At 32.7% G+C, this 18,397-nt stretch carries 16 protein-coding genes; 8 read left to right on the top strand and 8 right to left on the bottom strand.

What is annotated here, in order from left to right:
- From rpsA to ACH2BP_RS01940, 8 genes are all read right to left on the bottom strand, one after another.
- On the bottom strand, positions 1 to 1,490 hold a 1,490-nt coding region (gene rpsA / locus ACH2BP_RS01975; RefSeq protein WP_395056500.1), incomplete at its 3' end, for a 30S ribosomal protein S1.
- Positions 1,491 to 2,030: 540 nt separating this feature from the next.
- Entirely contained in the window at positions 2,031 to 3,284 is a 1,254-nt protein-coding gene (locus ACH2BP_RS01970) for a nucleoside permease (protein WP_395056498.1), read from the bottom strand.
- Between the two features lie 81 nt (positions 3,285 to 3,365).
- The gene (cmk, locus tag ACH2BP_RS01965) at positions 3,366 to 4,046 is read right to left on the bottom strand and encodes a (d)CMP kinase (protein ID WP_395056496.1); all 681 of its coding nucleotides are present in this window, start codon (positions 4,044 to 4,046) and stop codon (positions 3,366 to 3,368) included.
- Positions 4,047 to 4,228: 182 nt separating this feature from the next.
- Positions 4,229 to 5,260 (bottom strand): type IX secretion system protein PorQ, encoded by a 1,032-nt coding sequence (porQ, locus tag ACH2BP_RS01960; RefSeq protein ID WP_395056494.1) that lies wholly within the window; start codon positions 5,258 to 5,260, stop codon positions 4,229 to 4,231.
- Positions 5,261 to 5,351: 91 nt separating this feature from the next.
- Complete coding sequence (gene lon, locus ACH2BP_RS01955) at positions 5,352 to 7,802, bottom strand: endopeptidase La (RefSeq protein ID WP_395056492.1); 2,451 nt, start codon at positions 7,800 to 7,802, stop codon at positions 5,352 to 5,354.
- A gap of 194 nt (positions 7,803 to 7,996) precedes the next feature.
- Positions 7,997 to 8,950 (bottom strand): DUF6252 family protein, encoded by a 954-nt coding sequence (locus ACH2BP_RS01950; RefSeq protein ID WP_395056490.1) that lies wholly within the window; start codon positions 8,948 to 8,950, stop codon positions 7,997 to 7,999.
- 44 nt (positions 8,951 to 8,994) lie between these two features.
- A complete protein-coding gene (locus ACH2BP_RS01945) occupies positions 8,995 to 10,308 on the bottom strand; it encodes an MFS transporter (RefSeq protein WP_395056488.1) in 1,314 nt (437 codons plus the stop codon).
- 107 nt (positions 10,309 to 10,415) lie between these two features.
- Entirely contained in the window at positions 10,416 to 11,231 is an 816-nt protein-coding gene (locus ACH2BP_RS01940; protein ID WP_395056486.1) for a M48 family metallopeptidase, read from the bottom strand.
- A 153-nt stretch (positions 11,232 to 11,384) separates the two neighbouring features.
- Here ACH2BP_RS01940 and ACH2BP_RS01935 point away from each other — a divergent pair, with 153 nt between their 5' ends.
- The 8 genes from ACH2BP_RS01935 to ACH2BP_RS01900 all read left to right on the top strand — a co-directional run.
- Positions 11,385 to 12,239 carry an alpha/beta fold hydrolase gene (locus ACH2BP_RS01935; RefSeq protein ID WP_395056484.1) on the top strand — a complete coding sequence of 285 codons (855 nt, stop codon included), beginning with the start codon at positions 11,385 to 11,387 and terminating at the stop codon, positions 12,237 to 12,239.
- 10 nt (positions 12,240 to 12,249) lie between these two features.
- Positions 12,250 to 12,732 carry a peptide-methionine (R)-S-oxide reductase MsrB gene (gene msrB, locus ACH2BP_RS01930; RefSeq protein WP_395056482.1) on the top strand — a complete coding sequence of 161 codons (483 nt, stop codon included), beginning with the start codon at positions 12,250 to 12,252 and terminating at the stop codon, positions 12,730 to 12,732.
- Positions 12,733 to 12,734: 2 nt separating this feature from the next.
- A complete protein-coding gene (gene msrB, locus ACH2BP_RS01925) occupies positions 12,735 to 13,121 on the top strand; it encodes a peptide-methionine (R)-S-oxide reductase MsrB (RefSeq protein WP_395056480.1) in 387 nt (128 codons plus the stop codon).
- 62 nt (positions 13,122 to 13,183) lie between these two features.
- Positions 13,184 to 14,956: an AMP-dependent synthetase/ligase gene (locus ACH2BP_RS01920; protein WP_395056478.1), complete on the top strand. Its 1,773-nt coding sequence runs from the start codon at positions 13,184 to 13,186 to the stop codon at positions 14,954 to 14,956.
- Between the two features lie 29 nt (positions 14,957 to 14,985).
- Positions 14,986 to 16,035 (top strand): proline iminopeptidase-family hydrolase, encoded by a 1,050-nt coding sequence (locus ACH2BP_RS01915; RefSeq protein ID WP_395056476.1) that lies wholly within the window; start codon positions 14,986 to 14,988, stop codon positions 16,033 to 16,035.
- Between the two features lie 752 nt (positions 16,036 to 16,787).
- Positions 16,788 to 17,549, top strand: a complete 762-nt coding sequence (locus ACH2BP_RS01910) for a DUF4382 domain-containing protein (protein ID WP_395056474.1) — start codon at positions 16,788 to 16,790, stop codon at positions 17,547 to 17,549.
- A 158-nt stretch (positions 17,550 to 17,707) separates the two neighbouring features.
- A complete protein-coding gene (locus ACH2BP_RS01905; protein WP_395056472.1) occupies positions 17,708 to 18,190 on the top strand; it encodes a MarR family winged helix-turn-helix transcriptional regulator in 483 nt (160 codons plus the stop codon).
- Positions 18,191 to 18,250: 60 nt separating this feature from the next.
- On the top strand, positions 18,251 to 18,397 hold a 147-nt coding region (locus ACH2BP_RS01900), incomplete at its 3' end, for a 3-hydroxyacyl-CoA dehydrogenase NAD-binding domain-containing protein (protein ID WP_395056502.1).

The raw sequence follows: 18,397 nt of genomic DNA, 5'->3' as shown, positions 1-18,397 counted from the left end.
TCTCCAAAATCTACAGTAGCACCTTTTTCAACGATTTCAGCGATTTCACCGTTATGGATAGTTCCAACAGCAAAAGCAGCTTCATGTTTGTCCCAAGGATTAGCAGTAGTTTGTTTGTGACCTAAAGATAGTTTACGAGCATCTACATCTAGTTCAAGAACTACGATGTCTAATTTTTCACCTACAGTGATAAATTCTGATGGATGCTTGATTTTTTTAGTCCAAGATAAATCTGAGATATAAACCAATCCGTCGATTCCTTCTTCCAATTCTACGAAAATACCGAAGTTTGTAAAGTTTCTAACAGTACCTGTATGTTTAGAACCTACTGGGAATTTAGAAGTAATATCAGTCCATGGATCTTGCGTCATTTGCTTGATACCAAGAGACATTTTACGTTCGCTTCTGTCTAAAGTTAAGATAACACCTTCAACGATATCACCTACTTTTACGAAATCTTGAGCAGAACGCAAGTGCGTAGACCAAGACATTTCAGAAACGTGAATTAAACCTTCAACACCTTCAGCAACTTCGATAAATGCACCGTAATCAGCGATTACAACTACTTTACCTTTTACTTTGTCTCCAATTGCTAAGTTAGCATCTAGAGCATCCCAAGGATGAGCGTTTAATTGTTTTAATCCTAATTGAATTCTTGTTTTCTCATCATCGAAATCAAGGATTACAACGTTTAATTTTTGATCTAATTCAAGAACTTCACTTGGGTGATTAATTCTAGACCAAGAAAGGTCAGTAATGTGAATTAATCCATCAACTCCACCTAAATCAATAAACACACCATAAGAAGTAATGTTTTTAACAACACCTTCTAATACTTGTCCTTTTTGTAATTGACCGATGATTTCTTTTTTCTGAACTTCGATATCCGCTTCAATAAGCGCTTTATGAGATACAACAACATTCTTGAATTCGTGGTTGATTTTCACAACTTTAAATTCCATCATTTTGTTTACATACTGATCGTAATCTCTAATTGGTTTCACATCGATTTGAGATCCTGGTAAGAAAGCTTCAATACCAAAAACGTCAACGATCATACCACCTTTAGTTCTACATTTTACAAAACCGTTTACAATTTCTCCAGTTTCATTTGCAGAAATAACTCTATCCCATGCTTTGATAGTACGAGCTTTTCTGTGAGATAAAACAAGTTGTCCTGTTTTGTCTTCACGAATGTCGATTAAAACTTCAACTTTATCACCTACTTTAAGTGATGGATTGTAACGGAATTCGTTCAAAGAAATAACACCTTCAGATTTAGCGTTGATATCAACGATAACGTCTCTGTCAGTAATTCTAACAACTACTCCATCTACAACTTCCTCTTGGTCAGTTGCGATAAATGTTTTTGCTACTAATTCTTCGAATTCTCTTAAGTTTGCTGCATCAACTGGATCTATTCCTTCAGAATAATTGTGCCAGTTAAAATCTGCTAAAAACTGTTCTTGTGATTTTAATGTTTCAGACATGCTGATAAAAATTTGTATTCTGTTTTTCGTGAGTTTCTTTACGCAATAGAAAAACAAAAGTGTTTTACATAAATTATTTAATTTCCAAACGAAACTCTACTCTACATTTTGGACTGCAAAAGTAATGCTTTTTTTTTGTAACTGCAAATAGATCAGCACAAAATTGTCAGACTGAGCGAAGTCGAAGTCAGAAGCAAGAAACAGTTCGTTTTTTAGGAAACATTCTCCCGCTTTCGCCCATATCTTTTTGTTTTGTCATACTGAGCTTGTCGAAGTACAAAACAAAAAGGATATTTGGCTTTATCGGGGCTATAAAGATTGTGAGTGTTTTTTATGAAACAAAAAAAATTCTAAAATAGCAAATAGTTTCCCGCCTGCGCGGGAAAGACAGTCCCAAAGAAACTTTAATGTTAACTTCGTGATGCCAAAAAACAATAAAAAAATTATACCCTTTTATCTTTCTCGCGCAGGTGGGAAACCACAAAAAAACGCAATAGATTATAAGCCTATCACGTTTCTTAAAAATTTTATATTGTTTTCTTAATGCGTTACACTCTCCACATCTTTTGGATCGTGTTTGTGCTTAAATAAAACTGCAAATAATATAGCAACTACAAGAGCGTATCCTGCAAAAGCCAACCAGATGTTATGCCAATCTCTTTGCCCATCTATTGTGAAGTATTTATCAATTATAAATCCGCTAATTATTCCGCCAAAAAAAGCACCAAAACCGTTAGACATCATCATAAACAATCCTTGAGCAGAAGAACGCATTTTAGAATCGGTTGTGGTCTCTACAAATAATGAACCCGAAATATTAAAGAAATCGAATGCCATTCCGTAAACGACACAAGACATAATAATCATCCACAAACCATCAGTCGGATTTCCATATGCAAACAATCCGAATCGTAAAACCCAAGCCAACATACTAATTAGCATCACTTGCTTGATACCAAAACGCTTTAAGAAAAACGGAATGGCAAGAATAAATAAGGTTTCTGATATTTGTGAAATAGACATAATTATTGTCGAATATTTAACTACAAACGAATCTGCGTATTGAGGAACTTTAGAAAATTCAGACAAATAAGTATCTCCATACATATTTGTTAGTTGCAAAGCACCACCTAAAAACATAGAGAAAATAAAAAATAATGCCATTTTGTATGTTCCAAATAACTTGAATGCATCTAATCCCAATTTTTTAAGAAATGAATCGCTTTCAGAGATTAATTTTTGCGGTGGACATTTAGGCAATGTAAATGAATAGATTCCTAAAACTATTGCAGCAAAAGCAGAAATATAAAACATATTTACAGACGCTTTATTTCCAGATAAATTTGTTAACCACATAGCAGCAATAAAGCCTATTGTTCCCCAAACTCTAATAGGTGGAAAAACTTTTACAACGTCATAGTCATTGTCCTTAAGAATATTGTATGCTACCGAATTTGATAATGAAATTGTTGGCATATAACACATCATGGCAGCGAAAATAACCCAATAAAAACCTGTTGGATTGTCAACTTGAGGTAAATAAGCAATCGCAAAACCTCCTAAAATATGAAGTATTCCGTATAATTTTTCTGCATTAATCCATTTGTCAGCTATAATACCTGTTAATGCCGGCATAAGTATAGAAGAAAGTCCTAATGTAGAAAATATAGCTCCAAACTCTGCTCCGCTCCATTGTTTTGTTGCGAACCAATAATTTCCAACTGTAATTAACCAAGCTCCCCATACAAAAAACTGGAGAAAGCTCATAATTGTTAATCTATTTTTTATGTTCATTTTTTAGTTTTTAATTTCGGTTAGGTGTTTTTTTTAGAAACGTAAAACTAACATAAAAAATAACTTTACAAATAAATTTTCCTAAATATTATTAACCAAATCAAGAACAACCTGAAATTGTTCTTCTCTAGACAAGTGAGAATTGTCTATTTCGATAGCATCATCGGCTTGTACAAGTGGGGAATCCTCACGATGGGTGTCTATAAAATCTCGTTCTTGCACGTTTTCTAACACAGTTTCATAGGAAACGGATTGTCCTTTTTCAGTCATTTCGTCATAACGGCGTTGGGCACGAGTTTGTGCGCTGGCTGTCATGAATATTTTGAGTTCTGCATCTGGAAAAACTACAGTTCCTATATCACGACCGTCCATCACGATTCCTTTGTTTTTGCCCATTTCTTGTTGTTGTTCGACTAGTTTGGCTCTAACTTGTGATACCTCAGCTACTTTACTTACAAAACTAGACACTTCGATAGTGCGAATTTCATTTTCGACATTAATGTCGTTTAGGTACATTTCGGCAAAACCTAAATTTGGATTAAAATTAAAAGTAAGTTTAATTTTTGGCAAATCGTTTATTAATGATTGTTGCTTAAACTCCTCGTGATTGATATAATTATTTTGCATTGCATAATAGGTTACAGCACGATACATGGCGCCAGTATCTACATATATATAACCCAATTGTTTGGCTAACTGTTTGGCTAATGTACTTTTTCCTGTTGAGGAAAATCCGTCGATGGCAATGGTTATTTTTTTCAATTTTTTAAAATGTTTAATAGCAGTTGCAAAGTTTGTATTTAGCCCTGATGGAAGTGGAAATCCTTTTAAAATAATTTTGCACTTCGACAAGCTCAGTATGACAAAATTATTTTTAAAAGATTGGAACGTACAGCAGGATTACTGTTTCCTAAATATCTTATGGCTTCTGCTTCAAAAAAAAATTATTTTTCGTTGTTATACAAATTGATTGTTAGTCCGAATAAACTAGTATTTGCGGCTAAGGTGTATCTTGAGTATGAATAGTCGAAGCGGAATTTTCGGAATCGGATTCCGAAACCTGCTGATATTCCTGCGAAAGTTCGTTGTTCCAAAATTTTGAGTTCGGCAGCACGACGGAAATTATAACTTAATCGTAAACTAAAGGCTCTTTTTGGAAAAATTTCGGCGCCAAAAATAACGTGCCTGAATGTGTTTCCTAGGAATCCTACTTTTTCTTCGATAGCTTCTCCATCGATAGTTTGTTGGCTTCTGGCTGGATTGGCAAAGGATACTTTCCATTTTTGCAAGTTTTCTAGTGTTAGATGCCAGCGAATGGGTACGTTTTCTAATTCTTGTGATATTCCTGCTATGACTTCGAACGGTAATTTTTCGTTTGTACCATTATAGGTTGTAATTTGTGTTCCAAAATTTCGAACTACGAGTCCGTAATTTATGTCGTTTTTGTCATCGACATACGTGGCAGCCAAATCGGCGGCGACTCCAAATGAGTTATAACTTTCGAGTGTTGAGGAGATAAATTTTGCATTTCCTCCTAAATATAATTTTGTAAAAGGTACATTATAAGCGTAACCTAACGATAGTGCAATTTCACTTCCTGTAAACTGACCTGTTTCTGCTCCAAACTCGTCTCGACCATCAAATTTCCCGTAATTTATGTAGGTAATTCCGCCGTGTAATGTTTGTACATGTCGATCGTAAGTATAAGCAAAAGCTCCTGTTCCGTATGTTACATCTCCAAAATAGTTTCCGTAATTTACGGCTAAACGTCCGTCCATTTCGGTATTTATACTTGCTGGATTAAACAAGGGTTGGTTGACGTCGTAATCGTAATTTGTAATCGTTTTTCCTCCCAATGCGGCTTGTCTTGGAGAGGAAATTAGGTTTAAAAACTGATATACGCCTTGCCCTCCTATTTGACTATAAGTCGAAGTATAGATTGTAAATAATAAGAGAATTAGGTGTTTTTTTTGCATTTATTTTTGGCGTTTGAAAACTATATAACGCAGAAGCGAAGATATTATTTTTTTATAAAAAAAACGGTTAAAAAATTTAACCGTTTATAATTTATAATGTTTTAGCGTTTTTTACCTTATCCTTAGTAATCGCAATCGCCAAAACTTCGTGCATTTCTTTGACATAATGAAAGGTTAAACCTGTAAGATATTCTGCTTTTATTTCGTCGATATCGCTTTTGTTTTCGTGACACAAGATAATTTCTTTGATATTGGCGCGTTTTGCAGCTAGGATTTTTTCTTTAATTCCACCAACTGGTAATACTTTTCCACGCAAAGTGATTTCGCCAGTCATAGCTAAACTTTTCTTAATTTTTTTCTGAGTAAATACTGAAACTAAAGATGTTAGCATTGCAATTCCAGCACTTGGTCCGTCTTTTGGCGTTGCGCCTTCTGGAACGTGTAAGTGAATGTTGTATTTTGCTAGCATTTCAGAATTTAATCCCAATAAATCGGCATTGGCTTTAATATATTCTAAAGCAATAGTAGCCGATTCTTTCATTACTGTTCCTAAATTTCCAGTAATTGTCATGGTTCCTTTTCCTGGAGAAATTAAGGATTCTATAAATAAAATATCACCCCCAACTGATGTCCAAGCCAATCCTGTAACCACTCCTGCTACATCGTTATTTTCTGATTTGTCTCTTTCTAATCTAGGAACTCCAAGAATTTTGATAATATCTTCATCAGTCACTTTTATGTTGTACTCTTCTTCCATAGCCACACATTTGGCTGCATTTCGGATCACTTGTGCAATTTTATTTTCTAGTCCACGTACACCCGATTCACGTGTGTAACCTTCTACTATTTTTTCTAATTGTTTTTTACCAATTTGTAAATGCTTCGATGTTAAACCATGAACTGCTAATTGTTTTGGAAACAAATGTTGTTTGGCAATTTCGACTTTTTCTTCAATCGTATAACCAGACATTTTGATGATTTCCATACGGTCTTTCAACGCAGGCTGAATGGTTGCCATATTATTTGAAGTGGCGATAAACATGACTTTCGACAAATCGTAACCCATTTCTAGGAAATTATCATAGAATTCACCATTTTGTTCAGGATCTAAAACTTCTAATAATGCCGATGATGGATCACCTTGATTACTCGTTGACAATTTATCTATTTCATCTAAAACAAAAACTGGGTTCGATGTTCCTGCCTTTTTTAAACTTTGAAGAATTCTTCCAGGCATGGCACCAATATAAGTTTTACGATGTCCGCGAATTTCAGCTTCATCACGCAAACCTCCTAAAGAAACTCGCACATATTCTCTTCCTAAAGCTTCTGCAATAGATTTTCCTATTGATGTTTTTCCAACTCCTGGAGGTCCTGTAAGACAAAGAATTGGCGATTTCATATCATTTCGCAATTTTAGAACTGCAAGATGCTCTATCATTCTTTTTTTGACATCTTCTAAACCAAAATGATCTCTGTCAAGGATTTTTTCTGCTTTTTTTAAATCGAATTTATCTTTAGAATATTTCCCCCAAGGCAAATCTAAAAACAATTCTAAGTAATTTCTTTGGATACCAAAATCTGGCGATTGTGGATTAGAACGTTGCATTTTTGATAATTCTTTATCAAAATGCTTTTGCGTTTTTTCGTCCCAAATCTTAGTTTTAGATTTTGCACGTAACTCCTCTATTTCTTCTTCTTGCGAAACTCCTCCCAATTCTTCTTGAATGGTTTTCATTTGTTGGTGCAAGAAATATTCACGTTGCTGTTGGTCTAAATCAAAACGAACTTTAGATTGTATGTCATTTTTAAGTTCCAATTTCTGAAACTCTAAATTCATAAATTTTAAAGTAGCTAAAGCCCTTTCTTTAAGTTTGTTTATTTCTAATAAATCTTGTTTTTCGGTAACCGTAAGATTCATGTTTGAAGATACAAAATTTACCAGAAATGAGTTACTTTCAATATTTTTGATTGCAAAAGTAGCTTCGGTAGGAATATTTGGACTTTCGGTAATAATCTGAATTGCTAAATCACGAACAGATTCGATGATAGCCGAAAATTCTTTGTCTTTTTTAGCTGGTCTTTCTTCTTTAACTTCTTTTATCGAAGCTTTCATGTAAGGCTCAGTAGCCGTTACTTTATCTATTTCGAAACGTTTTTTTCCTTGTAGAATTACAGTTACATTTCCGTCAGGCATTTTTAAAACACGAAGAATTTTAGCAACTGTACCTATTTTATTAATATCGTTTTCGGTAGGATCTTCGTCTTCCTCATTTTTTTGCGATACGACTCCAATTATTTTATCGGAAGCATTCGCATCATTAATCAACTTAATAGATTTATCTCTTCCAGCGGTAATAGGGATTACAACACCTGGAAAAAGTACAGTGTTTCTTAGTGGAAGGATTAACAATTCTGATGGTAATTCTTCGTTATTCATTTCTTCCTCGTCTTCTGGTGTAAGAAGTGGAATTAAATCGGCTTCGGAATCAAATTCTTGTAGTGACAAATTGTCAATGGTAATTATTTTTTGTTGAGACATATTGTATTTAGGTCATTTTGTCATTAAACATGCTTGCTTGAAATGTAAAATTAATACTTTCAAAACAATTATAAGATTGAAAATCAAATAATAAGAGAATTATTTAATGTAATTTCACATTAACAAGTCAAGGATTGTGCCATAAAAAAATCCCGAAGTAATTCGGGATTGTATATTTAATTTAAAAACATAATTTAAAGATAAGTAACATCAAAAGTTCCAACTGTTATGTTATGACTAACTATTGGAGGCAATAAAGTACTTACACTAGCGCTGAATGTTCCTTTTATTCTCTTTGCAGCAACATCATGAGAAATAATCGTTATGGTTCCAGTTCCTCCAAATATACCTGAAGTTGTACCATCTGAAATATATTGAATTCTTTCCGAACCAAATGGCGAAATATTATAAATTGTACCAGCAGTAGTATTATCAGGGAATGCTAATCCTATATTTTCTACACTTCCCTTTCTTCCAATAACAGAAATGATACCACTAGATTTAATTCCTGTAATATTTGTTGAAACAAAATCAACACCATCCATTTTTGCAGTAAAAGTATTTCCAACAGGTGCTACGACATCTGATGTGTAAGCTAAATTTGTAAACGACCCATTTGTAAAAACTTTTGTTTCAATTGTTGTACTTGAACCAGAAGCAAATCTTACTCCAGTAAATTTGAAAGTTCCAGATATCTTTTTGTTTACTGTATCAATACTTGAAATTATAATTTTAGCTGTGTCTGTATAATTTGGGAAACTTGCAAAACCACCTGAACTATCAGATGCTGCTAAAAAAGGAATATTACTAGAACCTAAACTATATATTAGACCAAAGTTAGATGGGTTACTTGATAAAGTATATGTCCCAACAGTTGCAGAAGGAATTGTTATTTGAAAAAACTCACCTGTAGATTTCATCCCTGTTATAGCCACATAAGAACTATTTACAATAGCTTGAGTTGTATTGGCAATAAAAGTTTGACCATCAAAATCAACTTTAAAACTTCCACTAGCTGATGAACTTCCATTATTTACTATGTCTCCAGAAGTAGGCATTGGTCCATCATAAGGTTCTACAGTACAAGCAAAAAACAATACTGCTGAAAACAACAATATAAACGCCCAAATATTCTTTAATTTATTCATTTTGTAGGTTTTAATTTTTGATTTTTTGACAAATATAATATTAATTATTGATTGTTTCTTAACAAATTATTTTTTGGAATTCTTAGAAGTAAAATCACTCCTATTACAAAGAAAATAGCTAAAAATACTATCGAATTTCTCATAGAACCAGTAACTTGGTCTATGATTCCATAAATAGACATTCCGATAACAATACCTATTTTTTCAGTTACATCATAAAAACTAAAATACGAGGCAGTATCATCCGTTTCTGGTAATAATTTTGAGTAAGTAGAACGAGCCAACGATTGTATTCCGCCCATAACCAATCCTACAAAACCAGCTACAATATAAAACTCATTGGGTTCTATTACAAAATAAGCAAATACGCAAAGTATCGCCCAAAATGCATTTAGAAATATCAAAGTATTAATATTTCCAAATTTTCCTGACGCTCTCGAGGTTAGAAAAGCACCTAAAACAGCAACCAATTGAATGACTAATATACTAATAATTAGTCCTGTAGTTTTCTGGCTTGGTGTTGTCCAATTTATTTCGGTAGCTCCAAAATATGTAGCTACTAACATTACAGTTTGTACTGCCATGATAAAAACAAAATAGCTATGCAAATATCTCTTAAGGGGAATATTTTGCTTCAGTTGACTCCAAACAATTTTTAACTCTTTAAATCCATCAAAAAGAACTGCTTTTGTCACTTTGTGTCCAGTTGATGCTCCTTTGGGTAAATAATAATAAGTTACATGACTAAAACCTATCCACCAGAAACCAACCATTAAAAACGAGTATTTCATACATTCTAATCTTTCCACATCGTTTGTTGCAGACATAACCATCGCGAGATTTATAATTAATAGTATAGTACTACCTATATATCCCATCGAAAATCCTCTTGCACTAACTCTGTCTTGTTGCTCTGGATAAGCAATATCTGGTAAGTAGGAATTATAAAAAACCAAACTCGCCCAGAAGCCTATTAATCCTAATAAGTAGGCTGTGTAACTTAAAAACAAGTTTTCTAAATTAAACCAATATAACGAAATGCAAGACAAACCACCGAGGTAACAAAAGAACCTCATAAATGCTTTTTTGTTTCCTATATAATCTGCTATTCCTGATAAAAAAGGCGAAATAAAAGCTACAATTAGAAAAGCTAATGCCGTAACAAAAGTTATCATTGCCGTATCTTTAATTTCATTACCAAATATATACACTACATTATTCCCTCTATTTTTGAAAATTAATTCGTAAAAAATAGGAAAAATCGCCGAAGCAATTACTAAACTATAAACAGAGTTTGCCCAATCGTAAAAAGCCCAGGCATTTAATAATTTTTTATCTCCTTTTTTAAGTGTTTCCATGTATTTTTGGTTGTTAATTCTTAATCGATTTGAAATATATTTTTCAAATATAACTAAAAAAAAAAGCCACTTCAATCGAAATGGCTTCTAAATATTTTATTTTTATTTTACTTAAAAGATGTAACTCCAAATTTTGCCGCCTCGGCTTTTGCTTGTGGCAATAATGATTTTAGACTGGCAATACGTGTTTCGTTTGATGGGTGTGTACTCATAATTTCTGGCGGTGAGCTACCTCCTGCTAAAGCAGACATGCGTTCCCAAATTAAGACTGCATTATCTGGATTATAACCTGCAATTGCCATTAGTGTAAGACCAATCATGTCCGCTTCACTTTCGTGACTACGACTAAAGGGTAGCATACCTCCTACCTGACTTCCCACACCATAAGCTTGCATAATCAATTGTTGTGTTTCTGGACTTTTATTTCCTGTAGCGACTGCCACACCAACACCTCCTAGTTGTTGTAACATTCCTGCACTCATGCGTTGTTGCCCGTGGTTTGCTAATGCATGTGCTACTTCATGCCCCATAACGGCTGCCATTCCTGCATCGTCTTTCATAATTGGCAAAATACCTGTATAAACTACTATTTTCCCACCAGGCATACACCAAGCGTTTACTTCTTTACTTTCAACCAACTTATATTCCCATTTATAATTTGCTAAATAGGTTGGTTTACCATTTGCTGTTAGCCATCTTTCTGCTGCTACTTTTATTTTAGTTCCAACATTTTCTACTCTTTGAGCATCTTTAGTTCCTGAAAGCACTTTATTTTCGGCTAAAAACTGTCCATATTGTTGAAATGCCGATGGAAAAATTTCACTATCTGGAACTAAAGCCATTGTACTTTTCCCTGTAAATGGGTTTGTAGCACACGCTATCACCAACACCCCTATTGCTGAAATTATTAAAACTTTTTTCATTTTTTTTTCGTATTTTATATAATTAGTAAAATTAAGGCATTTTTTTCAATGATTATTATAAAAGTTGTAAAGTATTTTATGATTAATTTATGATTCAATTTTTATACCAAAAAAAATAAAATCTTAAATTGCACTATATTTAAATTCAATATTTTGAAAACAAAAAAACCCAAAGATTTACAAATACCTAAAATCATACTATATGCTGTAAAGGCCGTCCAATTTTTTTCTGTCGATTTAGTTACAAAATTGGCTTCTAGAATATTTACAATGCCAATAAAACACAAAACTCCAAATAGAGAATTGGCGATGGATAAAAACACTGATCAAGAAACTGTTTTTATACCAAAAATAAACAAAAAAATAGTCGTTTATCATTACGGAAATAGTCCGAAAAAAGTATTATTAGTTCATGGTTGGTCTGGTCGTGGTACACAATTAGTTAAGTTTGCTGATGAATTAATTAAGCTCGGTTATTCGACCATAAGTTTTGATGCGCCAGCTCACGGAAAATCTGGAACAAAAACAACCTTGATGCCCGAATTCATTGCTTCAATATTAGAATTAGAAAAAACGTATGGTTCTTTCGAGTTTGCAATTGGACATTCGTTAGGTGGAATGGCATTATTAAATTCGGTAAAACAAGGATTAAAAATAAAAAAATTAGTAGTCATTGGAAGTGGTGATAAAATAGAAGATATTCTTGTAGAATATGTAAAAAAATTAGAATTAAAACCAATTGTGGCTTCTAAAATGAGTGCACTTTTCGAAAAAAGATTTGGAGAACCAATGGAAAATTACGCAGCGCATCTTGCCGCAAAACAAGTAAATATACCAACGCTCGTTATTCACGACGAAAACGATTATGAGGTACCTATTTTTTGCGGAAAAAATATTTTCAAACACCTTCCAAACGGAGAAATGTATGTTACTCAGCGATTGGGTCATAGGAAAATTCTGGGCGATACAAAAGTCATCAATAAATCACTTGATTTTATTCAAAATTAAAACATTAAAAATGAAAAAAACACTCATTTTATTAGTCTTTGTCTTGAGTTTAACTTCTTGTCAGAGTCAAGAAAAGAAAACAGAAAAAGCAAGTTCTAAAAGTAAAGTTTCAAAAACTGATGCACAATGGAAAACCGAACTCACTCCAGAACAGTATCGAGTTTTAAGAAAAAAAGGAACAGAAGCTTCTTTTTCAGGAGAATATTGGAATCATTTCGAAAAAGGATATTATGCCTGTGCCGCTTGTAACAATCCTTTGTTTACTTCCGACGCAAAATTTAATTCCGAATGTGGTTGGCCATCGTTTGATCAAGCTATCAAAGGAAGTGTGATTTATAAAGATGATTCAACTTTTGGTATGCAAAGAACCGAAGTAATGTGTGCAAATTGTAGTGGACATTTAGGTCATATTTTTGATGATGGACCAGCAGAAACAACAGGAAAGCGTTTTTGTACTAATTCGGTTTCAATTAGATTTATTCCAAAAAAATAGTTATGAAATATCCGATAGAAAAAACCGAAGCCCAATGGAAGCTAGAACTTGGTGAAGAAAAATATAGAATCCTTCGAGAAAAAGAAACAGAATATCCGCATTCTGGGACCTATAACTTACATGCCAAAAACGGAACTTATGTTTGCGGTGGATGCAAAGAACCATTATTTGAAAGTAATTCGAAATTTGATGCACATTGCGGTTGGCCATCTTTCGACGAATCAATTCCAGGAAAAGTTCAATATATAAAAGACAATACGCATGGCATGATACGTACCGAAATTGTATGTGCCAATTGTGGCGGACATTTAGGTCATGTTTTCGATGATGGTCCAACTAAAACTGGGATTAGATATTGTGTAAATTCTCTTTCTATCGACTTTAAATAATCAAAAATTGTAATTCTTGTTAATTTTTATTAATTTGCATAAAAATTAACCCCACATTTAGAATGACCAAGATTACAAGATTATTCGACTTTCCTTATTACCAGTTAGATAAACAAAATTTACTCGATGCTTTGGTCACAAAGCAAGATGGTGTTTGGGTAAAAACTTCGACACAAGAATATATAGATAAAGCAAACACTATTTCGAGGGCATTGCTTCGAATGGGAATTCAAAAAAATGATAAAATTGCCGTAATATCAACTAATAATAGAACCGAATGGAATATTATGGATATTGGGGTTTTACAAACTGGAGCGCAAAATGTTCCTATATATCCTACCATTTCCGAAGATGATTATCAATACATTTTAAACCATTGTGAAGCGAAATACTGTTTTGTTTCTGATGTAGAAGTACTTCGAAAACTGAATCTGATTAAAAATAATGTCCCAAATCTTATAGATGTTTTCTCATTTAATGATATTGAAGATTGCAAAAACTGGAAAGAACTACTTAAACTTGGTGAAGATAAAACAAATCAACACGAGGTTGAAGACAGAAAAAACTTAGTTCAAACTACCGATTTAGCTACTATAATATACACTTCCGGAACAACAGGGAAACCAAAAGGAGTAATGCTTTCACATCAAAATATTGTTTCCAATGTTTTAGACAGTTCCAATAGAATTCCTTTTAATGCAGCTAACAGCAAAGGATTAAGTTTCTTACCTATTTGTCATATTTTCGAACGTATGATCTTGTATTTATACCAGTATTATGGTGTTTCTATTTATTTTGGAGAATCTATCGAAAAAATTAGCGAGAACATAAAAGAAGTACAACCAACAGTTATGTCTGTTGTCCCTAGACTTTTAGAAAAAGTCTATGATAAAATATATTTAAAAGGCACTGAACTTACAGGCATCAAAAAGAAACTCTTCTTTTGGTCAATAGAATTAGGCCTTAAATACGAACCTTATGGAGCAAATGGCTGGTGGTATGAATTTCAACTTAAAATTGCTAGAAAACTAATTTTTAGCAAATGGAAAGAAGGATTAGGAGGAAAACTAGACCTAATGGTAACCGGAAGTGCTGCATTACAACCAAGATTAACTAGAATTTTTGCTGCTGCAGGAATTCCTGTAATGGAAGGCTACGGACTAACCGAAACTTCCCCAGTTATATCGGTAAATGACATGAGAAATAAAGGGTTTAAAGTAGGAACTGTAGGAAAAGTAATTGATAAAGTAGAAGTCAAAATTGCTCAAGATGGTGAGATTCTTTGCAAAGGTCCAAATGTAATGATGGGTTATTATAAAGATGAAATGCAAACAAAAGAAGTTATAAAAGATGGCTATTTTCATACAGGTGATATTGGCGAATTCGACAACGAAGGGTTTCTGAAAATTACCGATCGCAAGAAAGAAATGTTTAAAACCTCAGGCGGAAAATATATTGCACCACAATTACTAGAAAATACGATGAAACAATCCCGTTTTATTGAGCAAATTATGGTAATTGGAGATGGTCAAAAAATGCCTGCAGCCTTTATTCAACCCAATTTTGATTTTGTAAAAGAATGGGCAGTATTGCACAATGTACAATTGGGAAATACAAACGAAGAAATAATTGCAAACCCAAAAGTTATCGAACGAATTCAACAAGAAGTAGATTTATTAAACGAGAAATTTGGAAATTGGGAAAAAATAAAACGTTTCGAGCTCACACCAGATTTATGGACAATTCCTGCCGGGCATCTTACGCCAACATTAAAACTTAAACGAAAAGTAGTTTTAGAAAAATACCACGGTTTATATGAGAAAATTTACAATTAAATACTAAACTAAAAAGATAATTTGTAATTATGAAAATAAAAACCTTATTATTATCAATATTTATTATCTTTTTTTTCAATAATTGTAAAAAGAATCAAGATAGTATTGTAAAAGAAAATTATCTTGATTTCTCTAAACGTGACGATCAGTTTACTGGCGGAATAAAAATGATTCCGATTACAACTCCAATTGGAACATTTAAAGTTTGGACAAAAACCGTTGGAAATAATCCAACCATAAAAGTACTTTTACTTCATGGCGGACCAGGATTAACTCACGAATGTTTCGAAAGTTTTGATGGTTTTTTTCCAAATCAAAGTATCAAATATATTTATTACGACCAACTTGGCTCTTATTACAGCGACCAACCAAATGACAATCGTTTGTGGACAAATGAACGCTTTGTAGAGGAAGTAGAACAGGTTAGAAAAGCATTAAAGCTAGATAATACTAATTTTTACTTATTAGGACAATCATGGGGAGGAATTCTCGCTATGGAATATGCGCTGAAATACCAAAAAAATCTAAAAGGGCTAATCATTTCAAATATGATGGCTAGTGCACCAGAATATAATAAATATGCTGAAGAAGTTCTTGGTCCGCAACTTTCACCCGAAGTTTTCAATCAAATTAAAACATTTGAAAAAAATAAAGATTATACAAATCCAAAATACACTGAATTACTATTCAAATATTATTATACAGAACATATTCTGAGAAAACCTATAGAAGAATGGCCGGAATCTATCAATAGAGCATTCAAACATATCAATCCTAATGTATATGTATTTATGCAAGGTCCGAGTGAATTTGGAATCACAGGAAATGCAACGCTGAAAAATTGGGATATAAAGTCTAAACTCAAATCAATAACAATTCCAACTTTAGCTATTGGTGCAAAATATGACACCATGGATCCAGAACACATGAAATGGATTGCTAATGAAGTACAAAACGGAAGATTTTTATTTTGTCCGAATGGAAGTCATCTATCTCAATACGATGATCCGCAAAATTATTTTACCGGTGTAATTAAGTTTTTACATGATGTAGATAGCGGAAATTTCAATAACAAATAAACAACTAACACTTAAATTTTCAATAGTTAATATTTCTAATTATTATTTTAAAATAGTGATTTATTTTTTAATACTTTTATTACAATGACCAATGAAAACTAAATCATGAATTTAAAAAATCTTATTATTTGAGGAATTGTTGGAGGAACTGTAGATTGGCACTTAGGATGGCTTTTTTACGGAATTATTTTCAAAGACATTTTCCCAAGCAGAGAAACCATGAACATAATGATGTTTACTTTAGTTGGTTTTAAAGTATTATTTTTTATTTCCTACATTTTAATTTAATAGACAGCAATTTCATTTGTAGTCGCTGGACTTAAAACTGGCGAAGTAATAGAGTTTTTTATGGGATTAACAACTGGTTTTTTTGGAAGCGAATCTATGGCTGCAACAGATTATAAAATAATTGCAATTTGAGTATTTATTTCTATTATGATGTGTGCTTGTGTCGGAGCATGAATCGCGTTTGTATTCAGTAAGTTGAAATAATTCACGAAAATATATTCTTAAAACTCCTCTAATCTAGAGGAGTTTTTTTGTGCTAAAAATTCATATTTGAAATTATATTTATACAAAATACTTTTTATCTAATTATTAAAAAACAATATAAATTTCCCAATTACGATATAATAATATAATTAGATGTGAATTTCACAAGATACTTTAAATATATTGAAACGATTAAAATTATAAAACAATTGACCTTTGTAAAGTTGTGAAAATTAATTCACCTCGTAAAATGAAATGAAATGAAAAAGGTATTTTTTATGTTATTCACTGTTATTTTAGGAATTACATTTAATTCTTGTAACAAAGATTCGGATTCAAATAGCTATCCATACAGAGTTAGTATGACCGATGCTCCTGGACCATACGACAAAGTAAACATCGATTTAAAAGCCGTAGAAGTCATTGGAAGCAATGGACAAGCAGTTATGTTAAATACAACTGCAGGAATATACAATTTATTAGATTTTTCAAATGGTTTAAGTACCTTAATTGCTACAAGCACATTGACCGACTCAAAGATCGAGCAAATTAGATTGATACTAGGAACTAATAATACGGTAGTTGTTAGCGGAGTGAGTTATCCATTGAGTACTCCAAGTGCAGAACAATCAGGTTTAAAATTACAAGTTCATCAAACTTTAGTTGCCGATATTCAAAATCAAATTCTAATTGATTTTGATGCTAATGTTTCAGTAATTCAAAATGGAGATGGAACTTATAAATTAAAACCTGTTTTAAGAACTGTCGTTACAGCAACATCTGGAAATATTGTTGGAAGCATAACTCCTGTAGGAACAATGGCTACGGTAACTGCTACTTCTTCAACAAATGTTGTGTACTCAAGTAATGTAAACAACCTTGGACAATTCAAAATTTCTGGACTTTCTGCAGGAACATATACCGTTACAGTAACTCCTGCATTACCTCTAGTTTCTGCCACGCAACTGAATATTGTTGTTGTAGTTGGAGTAACAACAAATATTGGTGTTATAGCCCTTTAATTGTCTTTTAGTTTTAGAACATAAAAATTAATTTAATAAAAAATCATCTGAAAATTTTTTTAGATGATTTTTTAATTTAAATATGTTTTTCAAAAATATTTAAAATTTATTATGCGTGCATAGTATTTTTTATTATCTTTGGTTTTCAAATAAATAAAATGAAAGACAAAACAATCGATTATGTACTTCGAGCAACTTGGCAAGCTGTTGCCAGAATGTATAATGAAGAGGCTGCAAAATTCGATGGTACCATGGCAACTGGTTTCGCATTATTAAGTATCGATAAAGAAGGCGGAACACCATCTACAACACTAGGTCCAAAAATGGGAATGGAAGCCACAAGCCTTACCAGAACCTTAAAATCGATGGAAGAAAAAGGACTTATTTTCCGAAAACCAAACCCAAATGATGGCAGAGGTGTTCTTATATATTTAACCGAATTTGGAAAAGAAAAAAGAGAATTATCTAAAAATACTGTTCTAAAATTTAATGAAGCCGTAAGGCATAATGTATCTGTAGAGCAACTTCAAAATTTTATGGAAGTGGCAGATACCATTAATGAATTAATTATAGATAAAAATATTTTTAATCCTACAAGTGTCAACGAATTAACAGAGAAAATAGAAAACGAAATCGCATAATATAAAGTAGTGATGCTTTTGAACGAAATCTTTTCAAATACCAAACAAATATAACAAAGTATGAAACGCACAATTAAAAAAGTTGCAGTGATTGGATCCGGAATTATGGGCTCAGGAATTGCTTGCCATTTTGCCAATATTGGGGTAGAAGTCCTACTGTTGGACATTGTTCCAAGAGAATTGACAGATGCAGAAGCTAAAAAAGGT

This window comes from Flavobacterium sp. (assembly GCF_043756175.1).
Classification (GTDB): Bacteria; Bacteroidota; Bacteroidia; order Flavobacteriales; family Flavobacteriaceae; genus Flavobacterium.
The sequence above is the reverse complement of the archived record's forward strand: the minus strand, read 5'-3'. Positions and strand labels throughout refer to the sequence as shown.

Coding starts and splice junctions, on each gene's coding strand:
- ACH2BP_RS01970 (WP_395056498.1), bottom strand. CDS start 3,284: ATGAACATAAAAAATAGATTAACAATTATGAGCTTTCTCCAGTTTTTT.
- porQ (WP_395056494.1), bottom strand. CDS start 5,260: ATGCAAAAAAAACACCTAATTCTCTTATTATTTACAATCTATACTTCG.
- lon (WP_395056492.1), bottom strand. CDS start 7,802: ATGTCTCAACAAAAAATAATTACCATTGACAATTTGTCACTACAAGAA.
- ACH2BP_RS01950 (WP_395056490.1), bottom strand. CDS start 8,950: ATGAATAAATTAAAGAATATTTGGGCGTTTATATTGTTGTTTTCAGCA.
- ACH2BP_RS01945 (WP_395056488.1), bottom strand. CDS start 10,308: ATGGAAACACTTAAAAAAGGAGATAAAAAATTATTAAATGCCTGGGCT.
- ACH2BP_RS01940 (WP_395056486.1), bottom strand. CDS start 11,231: ATGAAAAAAGTTTTAATAATTTCAGCAATAGGGGTGTTGGTGATAGCG.
- msrB (WP_395056482.1), top strand. CDS start 12,250: ATGAAAAAAACACTCATTTTATTAGTCTTTGTCTTGAGTTTAACTTCT.
- msrB (WP_395056480.1), top strand. CDS start 12,735: ATGAAATATCCGATAGAAAAAACCGAAGCCCAATGGAAGCTAGAACTT.
- ACH2BP_RS01920 (WP_395056478.1), top strand. CDS start 13,184: ATGACCAAGATTACAAGATTATTCGACTTTCCTTATTACCAGTTAGAT.
- ACH2BP_RS01915 (WP_395056476.1), top strand. CDS start 14,986: ATGAAAATAAAAACCTTATTATTATCAATATTTATTATCTTTTTTTTC.
- ACH2BP_RS01910 (WP_395056474.1), top strand. CDS start 16,788: ATGAAAAAGGTATTTTTTATGTTATTCACTGTTATTTTAGGAATTACA.
- ACH2BP_RS01905 (WP_395056472.1), top strand. CDS start 17,708: ATGAAAGACAAAACAATCGATTATGTACTTCGAGCAACTTGGCAAGCT.